Origin of the sequence: Kitasatospora misakiensis, from assembly GCF_042656005.1 — a bacterium.
Lineage (GTDB): Bacteria > Actinomycetota > Actinomycetes > Streptomycetales > Streptomycetaceae > Kitasatospora > Kitasatospora misakiensis.
Window position 1 is genome coordinate 174,797 of the sequence record NZ_JBHSOF010000005.1, and the last position, 16,370, is coordinate 191,166.

17 protein-coding genes are annotated in these 16,370 nt (G+C 73.6%); 7 read left to right on the forward strand and 10 right to left on the reverse strand.

The features are described 5' to 3' along the window. Nucleotides 1-33: 33 nt before the first annotated feature. Together ACFP3U_RS06700 and ACFP3U_RS06705 are read left to right on the forward strand one after the other, a co-directional pair. Nucleotides 34-618, forward strand: a complete 585-nt coding sequence (locus tag ACFP3U_RS06700) for an NPCBM/NEW2 domain-containing protein (protein ID WP_380224285.1) — start codon at nucleotides 34-36, stop codon at nucleotides 616-618. Between the two features lie 53 nt (nucleotides 619-671). Further along, nucleotides 672-1,265 carry a hypothetical protein gene (locus ACFP3U_RS06705; protein WP_380224286.1) on the forward strand — a complete coding sequence of 198 codons (594 nt, stop codon included), beginning with the start codon at nucleotides 672-674 and terminating at the stop codon, nucleotides 1,263-1,265. A gap of 74 nt (nucleotides 1,266-1,339) precedes the next feature. On the opposite strand, the gene ACFP3U_RS06710 is transcribed toward ACFP3U_RS06705, so the two are convergent. Both ACFP3U_RS06710 and ACFP3U_RS06715 read right to left on the reverse strand, forming a co-directional pair. Next, on the reverse strand, nucleotides 1,340-2,998 hold the full coding sequence (locus tag ACFP3U_RS06710; RefSeq protein WP_380224287.1) for an AMP-binding protein: 1,659 nt from the start codon (nucleotides 2,996-2,998) through the stop codon (nucleotides 1,340-1,342). Nucleotides 2,999-3,164: 166 nt separating this feature from the next. After that, entirely contained in the window at nucleotides 3,165-4,631 is a 1,467-nt protein-coding gene (locus ACFP3U_RS06715) for an MFS transporter (RefSeq protein WP_380224288.1), read from the reverse strand. 196 nt (nucleotides 4,632-4,827) lie between these two features. Here ACFP3U_RS06715 and ACFP3U_RS06720 point away from each other — a divergent pair, with 196 nt between their 5' ends. Both ACFP3U_RS06720 and ACFP3U_RS06725 read left to right on the forward strand, forming a co-directional pair. Beyond that, nucleotides 4,828-5,283 (forward strand): MarR family winged helix-turn-helix transcriptional regulator, encoded by a 456-nt coding sequence (locus ACFP3U_RS06720; protein WP_380224339.1) that lies wholly within the window; start codon nucleotides 4,828-4,830, stop codon nucleotides 5,281-5,283. Between the two features lie 130 nt (nucleotides 5,284-5,413). Next, entirely contained in the window at nucleotides 5,414-6,484 is a 1,071-nt protein-coding gene (locus ACFP3U_RS06725) for a TIGR03617 family F420-dependent LLM class oxidoreductase (protein WP_380224289.1), read from the forward strand. A gap of 112 nt (nucleotides 6,485-6,596) precedes the next feature. Here the strand turns inward: ACFP3U_RS06725 and ACFP3U_RS06730 are convergent, their stop codons facing one another. Beyond that, complete coding sequence (locus ACFP3U_RS06730; protein WP_380224290.1) at nucleotides 6,597-7,334, reverse strand: ScbR family autoregulator-binding transcription factor; 738 nt, start codon at nucleotides 7,332-7,334, stop codon at nucleotides 6,597-6,599. A 228-nt stretch (nucleotides 7,335-7,562) separates the two neighbouring features. Further along, entirely contained in the window at nucleotides 7,563-7,967 is a 405-nt protein-coding gene (locus ACFP3U_RS06735; RefSeq protein ID WP_380224291.1) for a RidA family protein, read from the reverse strand. Between the two features lie 194 nt (nucleotides 7,968-8,161). Between ACFP3U_RS06735 and ACFP3U_RS06740 the strand changes: the two genes are divergently transcribed. Next, complete coding sequence (locus ACFP3U_RS06740; RefSeq protein WP_380224292.1) at nucleotides 8,162-8,767, forward strand: C40 family peptidase; 606 nt, start codon at nucleotides 8,162-8,164, stop codon at nucleotides 8,765-8,767. Nucleotides 8,768-8,783: 16 nt separating this feature from the next. Here the strand turns inward: ACFP3U_RS06740 and ACFP3U_RS06745 are convergent, their stop codons facing one another. Further along, the gene (locus ACFP3U_RS06745) at nucleotides 8,784-9,299 is read right to left on the reverse strand and encodes a MarR family winged helix-turn-helix transcriptional regulator (protein ID WP_380224293.1); all 516 of its coding nucleotides are present in this window, start codon (nucleotides 9,297-9,299) and stop codon (nucleotides 8,784-8,786) included. An 84-nt stretch (nucleotides 9,300-9,383) separates the two neighbouring features. On the opposite strand from ACFP3U_RS06745, the gene ACFP3U_RS06750 reads away from it, so the two are divergent. Beyond that, complete coding sequence (locus tag ACFP3U_RS06750; RefSeq protein WP_380224294.1) at nucleotides 9,384-9,791, forward strand: VOC family protein; 408 nt, start codon at nucleotides 9,384-9,386, stop codon at nucleotides 9,789-9,791. 51 nt (nucleotides 9,792-9,842) lie between these two features. Here the strand turns inward: ACFP3U_RS06750 and ACFP3U_RS06755 are convergent, their stop codons facing one another. The 3 genes from ACFP3U_RS06755 to ACFP3U_RS06765 all read right to left on the reverse strand — a co-directional run bounded on the left by ACFP3U_RS06755 (nucleotide 9,843) and on the right by ACFP3U_RS06765 (nucleotide 12,601). Further along, complete coding sequence (locus tag ACFP3U_RS06755; RefSeq protein ID WP_380224295.1) at nucleotides 9,843-10,067, reverse strand: hypothetical protein; 225 nt, start codon at nucleotides 10,065-10,067, stop codon at nucleotides 9,843-9,845. A 186-nt stretch (nucleotides 10,068-10,253) separates the two neighbouring features. Then, nucleotides 10,254-11,630 carry a threonine--tRNA ligase gene (thrS, locus tag ACFP3U_RS06760; protein ID WP_380224296.1) on the reverse strand — a complete coding sequence of 459 codons (1,377 nt, stop codon included), beginning with the start codon at nucleotides 11,628-11,630 and terminating at the stop codon, nucleotides 10,254-10,256. Nucleotides 11,631-11,869: 239 nt separating this feature from the next. After that, the gene (locus tag ACFP3U_RS06765) at nucleotides 11,870-12,601 is read right to left on the reverse strand and encodes a leucine-rich repeat domain-containing protein (RefSeq protein WP_380224297.1); all 732 of its coding nucleotides are present in this window, start codon (nucleotides 12,599-12,601) and stop codon (nucleotides 11,870-11,872) included. A gap of 158 nt (nucleotides 12,602-12,759) precedes the next feature. Between ACFP3U_RS06765 and ACFP3U_RS06770 the strand changes: the two genes are divergently transcribed. Next, nucleotides 12,760-14,424 carry a peptide-N4-asparagine amidase gene (locus ACFP3U_RS06770; RefSeq protein ID WP_380224298.1) on the forward strand — a complete coding sequence of 555 codons (1,665 nt, stop codon included), beginning with the start codon at nucleotides 12,760-12,762 and terminating at the stop codon, nucleotides 14,422-14,424. A gap of 95 nt (nucleotides 14,425-14,519) precedes the next feature. Here the strand turns inward: ACFP3U_RS06770 and lysA are convergent, their stop codons facing one another. After that, complete coding sequence (gene lysA / locus ACFP3U_RS06775; RefSeq protein ID WP_380224299.1) at nucleotides 14,520-15,905, reverse strand: diaminopimelate decarboxylase; 1,386 nt, start codon at nucleotides 15,903-15,905, stop codon at nucleotides 14,520-14,522. 74 nt (nucleotides 15,906-15,979) lie between these two features. Next, nucleotides 15,980-16,186, reverse strand: coding sequence for a hypothetical protein (locus tag ACFP3U_RS06780; RefSeq protein ID WP_380224300.1), 207 nt, complete (start codon nucleotides 16,184-16,186; stop codon nucleotides 15,980-15,982). Nucleotides 16,187-16,370 lie beyond the last annotated feature (184 nt).

Here is a 16,370-nt window from a genome sequence, read left to right on the forward strand (position 1 = left end):
GCGCGTACCGCGATAACCGTTCTTACAGCCAGTATGGTCGCCCTCGCGACGACCGCGTGTGGCGCCGGCGGATCGTCATCGGGCGGACACACATCGACTGCTGCAGTCACGGCGACCCAGACCGTCACGGTGACGACGGTTCCGTCCAGTGCAACCGTCACCTCCACCGCATCGGACCCCGGGTCGGGTTCGCCCTCCACTCCGGCAACCGGCGCGCAGTACCTGAGCGAGACCGAGCCGCTGGCTTCCTCCTACGGCGTCGAAACCGGCCCCGCCGCCGTGAACGGCAGGAACTACGCACGCAGTGTCTCACTCCGCACAGATCGCAGCTCCATTCCGACCAACGAGGCCGAGTACAACCTCGAACGCTCATGGCAGACCTTCCACGCCACGGTCGGCGTTCGCGACGACTCTCCCGCTGATGCGGTCCTGACGTTCGAGGTCTTCATCGACGGCAGGTCAGCCACCCGGGTGGTTCTCCACCTCGGGCAGTCACAGGACCTGAGTCTCGATGTCGGCGATGCCCTACGCCTGAAGATCGCAGTCACATACACGGCGACGGTAGATACTCCCACTTACTGCTATGGCGCGTGGGGCGATGCCAGATTGGAGAAATAGCTTCCAGCCTTTACGATCAGCTACTTTCAAATCACCCCCTGGCGGGACCAAGCATGAACAAGATGATCGGAACAGGGCTGGCCCTCTCGAGCCTCGTGCTGGGCATATGGAGCGGACCGTCCGCCAAGCCATATTCCGCCGACATATCGGCGCCAACGAGCCCGCCGCCTGCGAGTGGCAGTACCAGCATTCAGGACGAAAGGCTTTCGGTCAGCGAGTCTTGCGCTTGGTACAACACGACGAGTCAAATCGCCCAAGAAATATTCGTCATGCAGTACGACGACGAGTCGTTCACTCTCGCGTACCACTTGGGAGAATTCTGTCGGAGCAATCCGGACACCGGGCTCGGACCGGCGGTGGACGAAGTCCTCGGAAACGCCGATGGGACTGCCCCACCCGCATCGCCACGCCCCGCGGACAGCACGCCGCTCACGGACGAAAGCAAGTGCTCGGACCTCAATGCGACCGTCGAATCAGAATTCGATGAAAAGCTGCACGCGTACCTGGGATCAAAAGCACAGAACGGCTATCCCGCTCTCCACCACACCCCTGTTCTTCTGAACTACTGCGGCGACGATCCGCGAGCCACGTTGGGCGATGCTTCACGCACGGTGGAGCGAAATCCCAACCAATATGGCGGCAGATGACGGGCCACAGGGCGGCACCACTGGGCCTCGGCATCGAGCACGCCGAGTACCGAGCCCGCGCGATCGACATCGGCTCAGGCGTGTTCGACGCTCGCCGCGCCGTCCAGGTGTAGCAGTTCGACGGCCTGCTCGCGCATCTCCACCTTGCGGATCTTCCCGGTGACCGTCATCGGGAACTCGTCCACCAGGTGCACATAGCGCGGCACCTTGTAGTGGGCGATCCGGCCCGTGCAGTAGGCGCGCAGCGCCTCGGCGGTCAGGTCGGGCGCGCCGGGGCGCAGGCGGATCCAGGCCATCAGCTCCTCGCCGTACTTGGCGTCGGGCACGCCGATGACCTGGACGTCGAGGACGTCGGGGTGGGTGTGCAGGAACTCCTCGATCTCGCGCGGGTAGACGTTCTCGCCGCCCCTGATCACCATGTCCTTGAGCCGGCCGGTGATGTTGAGGTAGCCCTCCTCGTCCATCACCGCGAGGTCGCCGGTGTGCATCCAGCCCTCGGCGTCGATCGCCTCGGCGGTGCGGTCGGGCTGGTCCCAGTAGCCGAGCATCACCGAGTAGCCGCGGGTGCGGAGTTCGCCGGGCGTGCCGCGCGGCACCGGCTCGCCGGTCTCCGGATCGGCCACCTTGACCTCCAGGTGCGGGCCCACCCGGCCGACGGTGGACACCCGCCGCTCCAGCGGGTCCTCGGCGCGGGTCTGGGTGGAGACCGGGGAGGTCTCGGTCATGCCGTAGCAGATGGAGACGTCACGCATGCCCATCCGGTCGACGACCTGCTTCATCACCTCGATCGGGCACGGCGAGCCGGCCATGATCCCGGTGCGCAGGCTGGACAGGTCGTGCTCCGCGAAGGCCGGGTCGTTGAGCTCGGCGATGAACATCGTGGGCACCCCGTAGAGCGAGGTGCAGCGCTCGGCGGCCACCGCGCGCAGGGTGGCCGCCGCCTCGAAGGCCGGGGCCGGGATCACCACGCAGGCCCCGTGCGAGAGCGCCGCGAGGTTTCCCATGACCATGCCGAAGCAGTGGTAGAAGGGCACCGGCACACAGATCCGGTCCGCCTCGGTGTAGCCGCACAACTCCCCGACGAAGTGGCCGTTGTTGAGGATGTTGTGGTGCGAGAGGGTGGCGCCCTTGGGGAAGCCGGTGGTGCCCGAGGTGTACTGGATGTTGATCGGGTCGTGGGGGCTCAGCCCCGCGCCGATGGCCGCCAGCCGGTCGCGGTCGCCGCGCTCCCCCGCCGCCAGCAGCTCGCGCCACGCCTCCGAGCCGATCAGCAGCACGTCCCGCAGACCGGGGCAGCGCGGGCCCGCCTCGGCGAGCATGGCCGCGTAGTCGGAGGTCTTGAAGCCCGGTACGGCGACCACCGTGCGGATCCCCGACTGCCGCAGCACGTACTCGACCTCGTGTGTGCGGTAGCCGGGATTGACGGTCACCAGGATCGCGCCGATCCGCGCGGTGGCGTACTGGGTGAACACCCACTCAGGGCAGTTCGGCGCCCAGATGCCGACCCGGTCCCCGGCCCCGACGCCGAGCCCCAGCAGCCCGAGCGCGACCCGGTCCACCTCCGCCGCCAGCTCCCGGTAGGTCCAGCGGCGCCCGCTCGGCAGGTCGACCAGCGCCTCCCGGTCGGGGAACGCGGCCACGGCGCGGTCGAGCGCGGCGCCGATGGTGTGCTCCAGCAGCGGCACGGAGGTGCTGCCGGCGCTGATGCTGGGGGCGGGAGGGGGCGGGGTCATGGCGACGGCTCCAGGACTCGTCCGGGCAGAGGGCGACCGAGTCTACGCAGCCCGCCCCACCCCGTCAGCCGATTCCGCGCCACCGCCCCGGCACGGGCCGGCCCGCGCGCTCAGGCCGGGGCGATCAGGCCGGGGCGCTCAGGCCTGAGCGCTCAGGCCTGAGCGCTCAGGCCGGGGCGCCGTCCCGCGCGGCGGCGGGCGCCGGTTCCCCGGCTGCGGGCTCCGGGAGCGCCCGGGCGGGTGGCGCCGGGATGGTGGCGGCCACCGCCGCGGCGGCCAGCGCCACCCCGCAGCCGATCAGCAGTCCGACCCGGAAGCCGCTCTCGGAGGGCAGCACATGCCCGCCCACGGTGGTGGTCAGCTGGGCGAGCACGACGCCGACCACGGCCGCGGAGACCGAGGTGCCGAGCGAGCGCATCAGGGTGTTGAAGCCGTTCGCCGAGGCCGTCTCGGAGAGCGGTACGGCGCTCATGATCAACGCCGGCATCGCCCCGTACGCGAGGCCCACACCGGAGTTGCAGACCAGGGTCACGACCAGGACGCCCCAGGTGGAGCCGATCAGCAGCATCGACAGCCCGTACCCGGTGGCCATCGCCAGGGCGCCGGCGACCAGGGTGAACTTCGGTCCGCGCGCCGCCGAGAGTCGGCCGCCGAGCGGCGAGACGGCCATCATCATCAGACCGGACGGCGCCATCCACACGCCCATGGCGAGCATCGACTGCCCCAGGCCGTACCCGGTGGCCGCGGGCAGTTGGAGCAGTTGAGGGACGATCAGCGCCTGCGCGTACATCCCGAAGCCGACCAGCACGGAGGCCGCGTTGGTCAGCAGCACGCGCGGACGGGCGGTCACCCGCAGGTCGACCAGCGGCTCGGCGACGCGCAGCTCCCACGCGCCCCAGGCCGCCAGCAGGACCGCGGCGGCGGCGAACAGGCCGAGCGTCGTCCCGTCGGTCCAGCCCCGGTCGGCGCCCTTGGAGACCGGCAGCAGCAGGCAGACCAGACCGGCGCCCAGGCCGAGCGCCCCGACCGCGTCGAAGCCGCCGCCGGCCGGGCGGGTGGCGGGGGCGGGGACCAGCAGGCGGATCAGCACGGCGATCGCCGCGGTGAGGACGGCCGCGCCCCAGAACAGCGCGCGCCAGCTGGCGTACTGGGCGACCGCCGCCGAGATCGGCAGGCCTAGACCGCCGCCGATCCCCATCGAGGCGCTGACCAGGGCGATCGCGGAGCCGAGCCGCTCGGGCGGCAGGACCTCCCGGAGCAGGCTGATGCCCAGCGGCACCACGCCCATGCCGATGCCCTGCAGTCCGCGCCCGACGATCATCGGCAGGAGGGCGGAGGTCAGGGCGCAGACCACCGAGCCGACCAGCAGCGGGGCGCAGCAGGCCAGCAGCATCCGCCGCTTGCCGAACAGGTCACCGAGCCGGCCGATGATCGGCACGAACACGGCGGCGGACAGCAGGGTGGCGGTGATCACCCAGGAGGCGTTCGACGGAGAGGTGTGCAGGATCTTCGGCAGTTCGCCGATCAGCGGGGTGACCAGGGTCTGCATGATCGCGGCCAGGCTGCCGGTGAGGGCGAGCGTGGCGACGACTCCCCCGGTCCGGTCGGGGGCGGTGGTCTGTGGGGCGGCCATCAGCGGGGCTCCTCGGGGCCGTTCAACGGGCGGAGGATATGCATCCTACACATTATATGTATCGTGCACATTGATCGGGCATATTGATCACGGCGGGCGGCCGCCTGCCATACTGTGCGCGAACATCGCAGGTCAGGGCCCCGGCGCCAGGGACGGGAAGGACGGCATCATGAGCGGGACGACACCAGACGGCATCATGAGCGGACCCACGGACGAGGTGGCGTTCGAGTACATGGTGCTCAGCCGGCACCACTACCTGAGCCCGGCCGACGCCCGGCCGCAGGGCAGCCGACTCGACCGCAGCGCGTACATCCTGCTCAGCCGGATCCGCATGCAGGGCCCGATGTCGATCGGCGAGCTCAGCGACGCCTTCGGGCTGGACGCCTCCACCCTCAACCGGCAGACCGCCGCGATGACCCGGGCCGGGCTGGTCGAACGGATCCCGGACCCGGCGGGCGGGCTGGCCCGCAAGTTCCGCAGCACCGAGGAGGGCGACCGACGGCTCGACGAGGACCGCGCGGCGCACGCCCACGCCCTCGACCTGGTGATGGCCGACTGGCCCGCCGAGGACGTCCGGACCTTCGCCGCCTTCCTGCGGCGCTTCAACTCCGGCATCGAGCGCCTCGACGGCCGGCCCTGGCCCCGCCCCTGACCCACCGGTGCGGGGTGCCCCGGCCCCGACCGGCCCCGACCGGCCCCGACCGGCGCCCGGGCGTCCCGCCCCGCCGGACACCCTCCGCCCGCCGGACACCTCCGCCCCGCCCACCAGGAGCCCCGACCGCATGGACCGCCCGCAGGCCCCCGCCCTCCTCCTCGACGCCCTCGCGCCCGCGCACCCGGCCGGCATCCTCGACGCCGCCGAGCGGGCCGAACGGCGGGGCGCCGACCGGCTGGTGGTCTCCGAGACCGCCTACGACCCGTTCCTGCAACTGGCCCGCGCCGCCGACCGCACCACCTCCATCGAGCTGGCCACCGGCGTGGCGGTGGCCCTCGCCCGCACCCCGATGACGCTCGCCTACCAGGCCTGGGGCCTGCACGCGGCCTCCGGCGGACGGGCCGTCATCGGACTCGGCTCGCAGGTCAAACCGCACATCGAGAAGCGCTTCGGGATGCCCTGGGACCAGCCCGCCGCGCGGATGCGCGAGTACGTGCACGCGGTGCGGGCGATCTGGCACAGCTGGCAGACCGGCGACCGGCTGCGCTTCCGGGGCGACTTCTACACCCATACGGTGATGACGCCGGTCTTCGCCCCCGACCCGATCCCGGCCGGGGTGCCGCGGATCCTGCTGGCGGGGGTCGGCCCGCTGATGGTGCGCACCGCCGGGGCGGTGGCCGACGGCTTCCTGAGCCACCCGTTCACCTCGGTCGACTATCTGACCCGGCAGGTGCTGCCGGCGCTCGCCGAGGAGCGGGGGGCCGCCGAGGCGGCGGGCGAGGCCTGGACGGGGCGGCCGTTCGAGATCGTCGGGAGCGTGCTCACCGCGACCGGGCGCACCGAGGAGGAGCTGCGGGCCAACCGCGCGGCCGTCCGGGAGCGGCTGGCCTTCTACGCCTCCACGCCCGCCTACCGGCCGGTGCTGGCCCAGCACGGCTGGGAGGAACTGCACGAGGAGTTGCACCGGCTGTCGCTGCGCGGGCGGTGGCCGGAGATGGCCGCGCTGATCGACGACCGGGTCTTCGACACCTTCGCGGTCGCGGGCACCGTCGAGGAGACCGCCCGGGAGATCCACCGCCGCTACGCGGGCCTGGCCACCCGGGTCTCGGTCAGCCTGCCGGAGGACGCCGCACCGAACCTCGGCCTGGACGTGCTGGACGCCCTGCGCGCCCTGGACGGCCGCCCGGCACCGCACTGACCCCCCGTCGGGCAACTCGGGCCAGAGTGACTACGCTCCGCAGTCGCCCCGGCGCGGGGGATCCGGACAGGAAACCGGACGCGCCGTATGGTTCAAGGGGCGTGACAGTGCTTCAGCTCGCGCCGTCCGCGTCACCGGCGGGCCCGTTGTCGGCCGGTTCACTGTCGGCCGACTCGCTGTCGGCCGGTTCACTGTCGGCCGCCTGCTGGCGTGCCGCGGTCATCTCGGCGTAGACCCGTGCACCGCGGTCCGGGGCCAGGTCGAGGCAGGCGAGCACACCGGGGACGGCGACGCTCGGCATCAGGTGCCGGTACAGGGTCGAGACCCGTACGGCCAGGTCGGCGCGGCCGGTGAACCGCTGGGACTGGAGTTGCACGCCCACCCAGGACGCCGTCATCAGCCCGGCAGTCTCGGCCGGCACCACGTGCGGCAGCAGCTCACCGCGCTCACCCGCGGCGACCAGCAGACGCTCCAGCCGGGCGATCCAGCCCGGCGCGGCGTCGATGCCCATCCGGCTGTCCGCGCCCTGGTCCACCGAGAGCCGCACCCCGGCGCTGACCAGCGGATCGATCGGCACCAGGTGCGTGACCACCATCCCGGTGTCCACGAACTCCTGGAGCTTGCAGGAGCGCTCCGGCACGGCCTCGGCCTCGAACTGCTCCTCGATGACGCCCTGCGCGAGGTCCCGCTTCGAGGCGAAGTGGAAGTAGACGGCCCCCCGGGTCACCCCGGCACGGGCGACGACCTCGCCGATGGTCGCCCGCTCGTACCCGCATTCGTCGAAGACCGAGGCCGCGGCCTCCAGAATCAGCCGCCGCGTCCGCAGCGCCCGTTCCTGTCGCACCACCACGACCACCCCCACCACACCCGCACCGAAGCAAAAACCAAACCAAACAGCCCGTATCTTACCCAGGGACGCCGACCGGCCCGGGTGCCCTCCCCCCGGAGGGCACCCGGACACGGGGTGTCAGAGAATACCGACCATGCGGTCCGCTCCGAACCGAGACCCCGGCACGGGAGGCGAACTCCCCGACGGCGCCCGGGCGGACGGGCGGGAGCGGTCGGGGCCTCCCGGGGCTCACCCCAGCACGGCGACCGCCTCGACCTCGACGAGCTGATCGTTGTACCCGAGCACCGAGACGCCCAGCAGGGTACTCGGCACGTCGTGCTCGCCGAGGTACTCGCGGTAGACGTCCCAGACGGCCACCAGGTCGCTCTGCCGCGAGGAGGCGACGTAGACCGTGGTGCGCACCAGATCGGTGAGCGCGGCCCCCTCGTCCTCCAGCACGGTTATCAGGTTCCGCATCACCTGGTGGGCCTGGCCCGCGTAGTCGCCCACCGCCACCGTGCGCCCCTCGGCGTCCAGCGGGCAGGCTCCGGCCAACCAGAGCGAGCGGACCGGCGCGTCGACGGCCGCCGCGTAGGCGTAGTCGACGGCCTGGGTGAGCCGGTGGTTGCGGATCAGTTTGACGGCGCTGCCCATGGGTGCCTCCCGGATGGTCGTTCGGTTCTGTCGCGCCCATCGTTCGAACCCGGAGCGGGGACCGTCAATCGATTTGCCGCGCCGACCCGCACCGGCTCTGGACCGGCGGTCGGGGAATTCACCTTCACGGGTGATGGCGGGGTGGGCGCCCGGGCCGGGATCCTGGTGGTTCGCTGACGACCGAGGGGGTTCCCGTGCCGTTTCCGCGCACCACCGGGGGCTGGAGCCGCCGCAGGCTGCTGGGGCTCGCCGTGGGGGCCGGGCTCGCTCCCGCGCTGGGCGCCGGATCCGCCGCCGCCCGCCCCCGCGGGGAGGGGCCGGAGCTCGGGCTCGGCCGCCGGGTCGCGGCCGTGGCGGCGGCCCAGATCGGCGTGCCGTACGCCTGGGGCGGCGGGGACCGGTTGGGCGCGAGCCTCGGCTTCTGCGACGAGGAGAACGGCTACCTCGACGGCCGGTGCCTGGGCGAGAGCACGGTCGGCTTCGACTGCAGCGGCCTGGCGCTGTACTGCTGGTTCCGGGCGAGCGCCGGAGCGGTGGAGCTGGGGCACTACACGGTCGCCCAGTTCCACCGCTCCGCCCCGGTCGAGCGGTCCGGGCTGCTCCCCGGCGACCTGCTGTTCTTCTCCGGCCCGGACGCCCCGCTGCACCACGTGGGCCTCTGGGCCGGCGACGGCGCGATGATCCACGCGGAGCGCACCGGCACGCTGGTGGCCCGGGTCGAGGGCGTGCTGGACCTGCCGCGCTGGGCGGGCGAGTTCGCGGGCGCGCGGCGGCCATTGCCGTTGCCGCTCGGCCGATAGCCGGACCGACGAGCCGTCACGGGGAGCCCGGCAGCTCCGCGTGGATCCGGCCGATCAGCTCGTGCAGGACCCGCCGTTCGGCCGCGTTCAGCGGGGCCAGTACTTCGTCCTGCACCTCCAGCGCCTCGGAGCGCAGCTCCGCGAGCAGCGCACGGCCCGCCTCGGTGATGGTGACCGAGACCCGGCGCCGGTCGGCGGCGTCCCGGGTCCGTTCGACGTACCCGGCGAGGGCCAGATGATCGGCGACCTTGGCCATGTCGCTGGCGTCCACCCGCAGGCGGCGCACCAGGTCCCGCTGCGCGTGCGGGCCGAAGTCGGCCAGTGCGGCGAGCACCGCGAGGTCCCACAGGCGCAGTTCGCGCCGGGCGAGGCGTTCGACGAGCCGGCCGCGGGCCGCCTTGCCGGTGCGGGAGAGCAGGTAGGTGCTGAGTTCCAGCAGCGTCGGCGGGGTCGTCACCGGATCCGGTGACGGTCCGTCGGGGGCGGGAGAGATGGGGGCGGGAGAGATGGGGGCGGGTTCCTCGGTGGCCATGGGAGAAGTCTAGGGTGCAGGCCTATAGTGGGTGTAGACCCACTATCTCGGTCCGTCACTCTCGCGAGGCAAGGAATCCCGATCATGGACGCCCTGTACCACCGCCTGCTCGTCGCCGACTTCCCCGCCTGCTTCGGCTTCTACGACGCCGTGCTGGCCCCGCTGACCGGCGCCGCGCTGGTCAAGGGCGCCCCGGAGGGCCCGTACGCCACCTGGGACCTCGACGGTCAGACCGTGCTGTCGCTGTTCGACCGCGGACAGCTGGCCGCCACCGTCGGCACCACCGCGCCGCCCGCCGCACCGGCCGCCGCCCAGGACGACACGATGCTGGTGTTCCGGGTGGACGACGTCGCGCGGGCGCACGACCTCTGCCGACAGCACGGCGGTACCACCGTCGTCGGCCCGACCGACCGCCCGGACTGGGGTCCCAACCTGCGCACCGCCCATCTGCGCGACCCGGAGGGCCGGCTGATCGAGCTCCAGTCGTACTGACCCGGCGCCCCGGCCACCGGATCGGCGGCCGGGACCGCGAGGCCCGTCGGCCTATCGCGGGGCGTCCAGGTGGTAGAGCCCGGAGCAGGACCGGCCGGGCAGCGTGACGTGGCCCGCGACGGCCGGGGTGTGGCCGGCCGTCGCCGTGCAGTACCGGCCGTCCGGGACCGGCAGCGGGCGCAGGGTGACGGCGGCGGCGGGGGTGGCGACGGCCACCCCGGCGAGGGCCAGCCCGGCCGCCAGGGCGGCGACGACGGCTCGGCGGGCGAGGCGCATGGGATACCTCCGGGGAACGCGGGAGAGGGACGGGGCGGCCGGGGACGGCGGTCGCCGTCCCCCATTCGAACGGCGGAAGCGCCGGGCGGCCCGCCCGACACACCGCGCACGCCGCTAGTCGTACGTGTACGACTGCGCCCGGGCCGGCCCCGGCTCCCCCTGCCGTCACCCCGGTGACCCCCGCCGTCACCCCCGACCGACAGCCGAGGCCCGCTCGTCCCACAGCTCCTGGGCGCACGCGCCGACCAGGGCGCCGATCCGGGCCAGCGCCTCCCCCACCGGCAGCGGGTCCGGCCGCCGGCCGTCGCGCAGCCGCAGGGCGAGCAGGTCGTCCGCCGCCTCACGGGGGCCGAGGATGGCCTGGTACGGGACCAGGCGCGCCTCCCGGATCCGGGCCCCGAGAGTGCCGCGCTCGGGCCCGGCGACCTCGGCCCGCAGCCCGAGGTCCAGGCAGCGCTCGCGCACCTGCTCGGTCCGCGCCCGTTCGCGCTCGGACAGCGGCAGCAGCACCAGCTGGGTCGGCGCCAGCCAGGCCGGGAAGGCACCGCCGTACAGCTCGATCAGATGGGCGACCACCCGCTCCACGCTGCCGATGACGCTGCGGTGGACCATCACCGGGCGGTGCTTCGCGCCGTCCGGCCCGATGTACCGGAGGTCGAACCGCTCCGGCTGGTGGAAGTCGATCTGCACGGTGGAGAGGGTGGACTCGCGGCCGGCGGCGTCGGCGATCTGGACGTCGATCTTCGGTCCGTAGAAGGCCGCCTCGCCCTCCACCGCCTCGAACGGCACGCCGGAGCGCCGGAGCACCTCGGTCAGCAGCGCGATGGCCCGCTCCCAGAGCTCCGGGTCGGCCACGTACTTGCCGCTCCCACTCTGGATGCCCCCGTCCGGCAGTGAGAGCCGGTACCGGACGGGCCGGATGCCGAGCGCGCGATGGGCCCCGGCGATGAGTTCGAGGGCGGCGACGGCCTCGTCGGCGGCCTGCTCGGGGGTGCAGAAGACGTGCGCGTCGTTCAGCTGGATCGCCCGTACCCGGGTCAGCCCGCCGAGCACGCCGGAGAGTTCGGAGCGGTACATGCCGCCCAGCTCGGCGATCCGCAGCGGGAGTTCCCGGTGGCTGCGGGCGCGTGAACGGTAGATCAGGGCGTGGTGCGGACAGAGGCTGGGGCGCAGCACGACCTGCTCGGAGCCGAGGTCCATCGGCGGGAACATGTCGTCCTGGTAGTGCTGCCAGTGGCCGGAGATCTCGTACAGCTCGCGTTTGCCGAGGACGGGCGAGTAGACGTGGCGGTAGCCGGCGCGCCGCTCGCGGTCGCGGATGAACTCCTCCAGGGTGTGCCGGATCTCCGCGCCGTCGGGCAGCCAGTACGGGAGGCCGGATCCGATCAGCGGGTCGGTGTCGAAGAGTTCCAGCTCGCGGCCGAGCCTGCGATGGTCCGCGGCCGGTACGGGCTCGGACGGGGGTGCGGACGCGGGTGCAGGTACGGCGTCGGCGTCAGACGCGGGTGCGGCGTCGGACGCGGGTGCGGCGTCGGCGTCGGACGCGATCGGGTGGCTGCTCATGGGGGCGGTCTCCACTCTGTGGTGCGGGCGAGTGGACCGGCACGGCGAAGCCCCGGGGCACTCGCCCCGGGGCTTCGGACTAGGTCAGCAGTCAGCGCGCCGGGACTCTCTCCGGCGTCGTCGTGAGGACGGCTGCGGCGCGCTTCATGCCGACCACGCTAGCAAGCGAACGTCCGGGTGGGCGAACGGTTTTCCGTCCGGTCCCGCCCAGACCGCCCCGGGGTCCCACGCCCCGGGTCTCAGTACAGGACCTCGCAGCCGCGCGCCGCCAGGGCGGCGAGCAGGGCCGGCGCCGGATCGACCGCGTTCCACCGCAGGTCCAGCTTCTCCAGCGCGGGCAGCCCGGAGCCGTCCGCCAGCCAGTCCGGCAGGCCGGCGATCCGGTTGCCGCGCAGGTCGAGCCGGCGCAGCCGCGGCAGGCCGGCCAGGGCAGGGGGCACCTCGGTGAGCGCGTTCTCGCGGAGTTCGAGTTCGCGCAGTTCGGCGAGCCCGGCGAAGGAGGCCGGCAGGCCGGTCAACGCGTTGCCGCGCAGCCAGAGTTCGCGCAGCGCGGGCAGGCCGCCGAGCGAGTCGGGCAGTGCGGTGAGCCGGTTGTGCTGGACGCGGAGCTCGACCAGGCCGGCCATCCGGCCCACCGTGTCGGGGAGTTCGGCGATCCGGTTCTCCCCGACGTTGAGGTAGCGCAGCGCGGTGAGCCGGCCCAGGGCGGCCGGGAGGGCGGTGAGCGCGTTGTCGTGCAGGTAGAGGAAGTCGGTGAGTCCGGTGAGGTCGCCGATCTCCTCCGGCACGGCGGAGATCCGGTTGTGCCCGAGGTCGAGGGTGCGCACCCGGCGCAACCGGCCGATCGAGGAGGGGAGTTCGGCGATACCGGTGTCGGCGAGGATGAGGACCGCCAGGTCGGTGCGGTCCCAGATCTCCTCCGGCACGGTGCCGAGGTGCTGCCGCCAGAGGTTGAGGATGGTGTCGGTCACCCGGCCATCCTGCCGCGTGCACGGCGCCGGCGAGCAGGCGACCGGCATCCATCGCTTGACGGTTTCATGCCACTCTCGGGAGGATGCCGGGACCGTCCGACGAGCTACGCGCCGACCGTTCCCGCCCTTGCCTCCGGTCGGCCGGGAGAGGGCCACCCTTGGCCGTCCATCCACTGATCCGCCGAGCCGGCCGGCTCGCCGGCGCCGTCCTCCTCGCCCTCACCGGGGCGCTGACGGCCGCCGGGCCCGCGCACGCCGACTTCGGCACCGACTACCACGACCCGTTCACCGTGGCGAAGCCGCTCACCCGCCCGGACACCCGGTCCTGCACCGTCGAGGTGATGCACGACCAGCCGTTCCGCAGCGGCTACGGGAACCCGCCGGACACCCCGTACACCGCCACCGCCACCCCGCCCGCCGACTGCGCCGGGCCCTGGTCCGCGGTCGTGCTGGACCTCCACGGGCAGGTCGCCGGGCGCCAGTTCGACCGGCTGTTCACCGTCCGGGTCGGCGGGGTGCAGGTGCTGCTCTCCTCCACCCCCGAACCGTCCAAGGACGGCATCGAGTGGGCGCTCGAACGCGACGTCACCCGCTACGCGCCGCTGTTCGCCGCCGGGTCGCAGCCCTTCGTCTTCGACCTCGTCAACGTCACGGACGACACCTACACCGGCGTGTTCCGGATCTCCGCGAGCCTGACCTTCTACACCACCTCCGCGCGGTGGCCCGCCGCCCGCACCGCCGACCGGCTGCTCACCACCGGCCCGTTCGGGCTCGACCGGGCGACGCCCAGCCGCACCACCGAACTCAGCTTCCCGCCCAACCTGGAGCGCCTCACCGCCGAGGTGTACGCGCGCGGCGGCGGTACCTGCGAGGAGTTCGCGTACGCCTCCGCGCCCGAGGAGTTCGCCCGGGCCAACACCGGCACCGGCGTCTGCGGCCAGGGCCCGTTCCGCGAGCTGCGCCTCACCGTCGACGGGCGGGTGGTCGGCGCGGCCTGGCCGTACCCCGTGATCTACACCGGCGGCTGGGACCCGCTGCTCTGGCGGCCCACGCCCGGCATCTTCGCCTTCGACCTGCCCGCCTACCGGCTGGACCTCACCCCGTACGCCGGTCTGCTGGTGGACGGCCGCCCGCACCGCGTCGGGATCGCCGTCAACGCCGCCGAGGCCCGCAGCAACGACCTCTGGACCGGCCAGGTCAACCTCTTCGCGGAGGTCGACCACGGGACTGACCGCACCACTGGTCAGCTGACCGACTACCGGGTCGCCCCCGAGGCCACGACCGGCACCGCCCTCGCCGACCACGGCGGCGGCAGCGGCGACTGGACGGTCACCGCGGCCCGGCACGACCTGGCCCGCGGCTGGATGCAGACCTCGCACGGCCGGGTCACCACCGAGGTCCGCGACGACCTCGCCTTCGGCTCCACCCAGAGGTTCCGCGCGAACGGCAACGACCTGACCCTGCGCAACCGCACCGACCTCACCCGCACCACCGCCACCTGGGGCTCCGGCCCGCGCCGCACCACCACCGTGCGCGAGAGCCAGCCGCTGGACGTCACCTACCGGTACGGCGAGGACGCGGCCGGCAACACCGACCAGCGCACCGCCATGGACCTCGGGTACCACCGCGAGGCCACCACGGCGACCGGCGCCCGGGTGACCGACCGCAGCACCGTCGACCACACCCTGCGGCCGACCGCCCACCGCCACGACGGCGACACCACCGTCCGCACCGGCACCTCGGCGGAGGAGTACCGCAGCACCGGCCCGGACGGCCCGTACCACCGCGCCGTCACCACGGTCGACGGCTGGCCGGTCGGGTAGGGCCTTGCCGGGAGGGTGTCGCCGCCGCGCGCGTCGGCGGCGACACCGTCCTGGAAGCGGGTCCACCGGTCGGCGGGTCCACCGGTCGCGGACCGTCAGCGGCCGACCTCGCGGGCGCGGAGGTCCTCGACCGTCTCCCGGCGGATCAGCAGCCGCAACCGGCCCTCGCGCGCGGCGGCGACCGGCGGGCGGCCGACCAGGTTGTAGCCGGAGGCCATCGAGAGCTGGTAGGCGCCGGCGGCGGGCACGGCCAGCAGGTCGCCCGGGCGGAGGTCGGCCGGCAGCGTGGCGCCGTGCACCAGGACGTCGCCGGCCTCGCAGTGCCGGCCGACCACGTCGAAGGTCGCGGTCGGTCCGGTGGCGGGCCGCCCGACCGGCCGCACCTCGTACGCGGAACCGTAGAGCGCGGGGCGCGGGTTGTCGCTCATGCCGCCGTCGACGGCCGCGAAGGCCCGCCCGTCCGTGCCGCGCTTGACCGACAGGACGCGGTAGACGGCCACGCCGGCCGGGGCGGCGATCGCGCGGCCGGGCTCGACCAGCAACCGGGGGACGGCGAGGCCGTGTTCGGCGCAGCGGGCAGCGAGCCGGGCGGTGGTCTCGGCGGCGAAGCGGGCCGGGTCCAGCTCCGCGTCCCCGGCGAGGTAGCGGACGCCGTGGCCGCCGCCGAGGTCGAGTTCGGGCAGTTCCACGCCGTGCCGGTCGCGGACCTCGGCGAGGAGTTCGACCAGCCGGTCGACGGCCGCGAGGTAGGGTTCGGCGCCGGTGATCTGGGAGCCCAGGTGGCAGTGCAGACCGGTGAGTTCGAGGCCGGGCTGGCCGAGGATCCGGGCGATCGCGTCGGCGGCGTCCCCGCCGGTGATCCGGAAGCCGAACTTCTGCCCGTCGACGCCGGTCCGCACCGCGCGGTGGTGTCCGGCGGCCACGCCGGGCAGGACGCGGACCAGGACCCGCTGCGGGGCGTCGGCGGCGGCCAGGGCGGCCAGCCGGGGGATCTCGGCGGCGCCGTCGACGACGATCCGGCCGACCCGCAGGCGGCGGGCGAGGCGGAGTTCCTCGGGGGTCTTGGCGTTGCCGTGCAGCAGGAGGCGTTCGGGCGGGAAGCCGGCCGCCGCGGCGAGGCGCAGTTCGCCGGCCGAGCAGACGTCGAGCCCGAGCCCCTCGTCGGCGACCCAGTCCGCCACCGCGCTGCACAGGAAGGCCTTGGCGGCGTAGTGGACCTCGGCCGTCGGCAGGGCGCGGCGGAAGGCCCGGGCGCGGGAGCGGAACTCCTGCTCGTCGAGGACGTAGAGCGGGGTGCCGAAGCGGTCGGCGGCCTCGGCCAGTCCGACGCCGCCGATCAGCAGGTCGCCGTTCGGGCCGGGCCGGGCGGAGGCGGGCCAGGGGCTGCCGAGCGGTCCGGCGGGGGCGGCGGGCTCATTGGCCTCGGGGAGTTCGACAGGCAGCGGCGGGGAGGACTGAGGGGTGCGCAGAGTGGTCGTCACACGGTGCTCCTGGGAGGAACAGGGCGGGAGGGGGTGGGACGGGGTCGGCGGCGCGGGGGCCGGCCGACGGGCCGTCAGTCCTCGTAGTCCATGGCGTAGCGGCAGTGCGCGGCGGTCGTGCGGGGCTGCTCCGGCGCGGGGTCGGCCGCCGTCGCGGCGGCGGTTCCGGACCGGGGGTCGAAGACGGTGCCGTGCAGCAGGCGGCGCAGCGCGGCCTCCTCCGCGGCGCCGGACAGCCGGCGGTTCCGGGGGTCGTCGGAGAGCACCCGGTACTCGGTCATGGTGGGTCGCATCCTTCCGGTCGCGGCGAGGGCCTCGGACGGTCCCGCCCGCAGCTCCAGTCCACTCCCACGGGCGGGCGGAGGCACCGGCCCTTGACGCACGGCCTACGCGGACCGGCCCCGCCTTGACGGCACCTTGACGACGACGGCACCTTGACGACGGCGGCGCCGTTTTGAGCGTGGC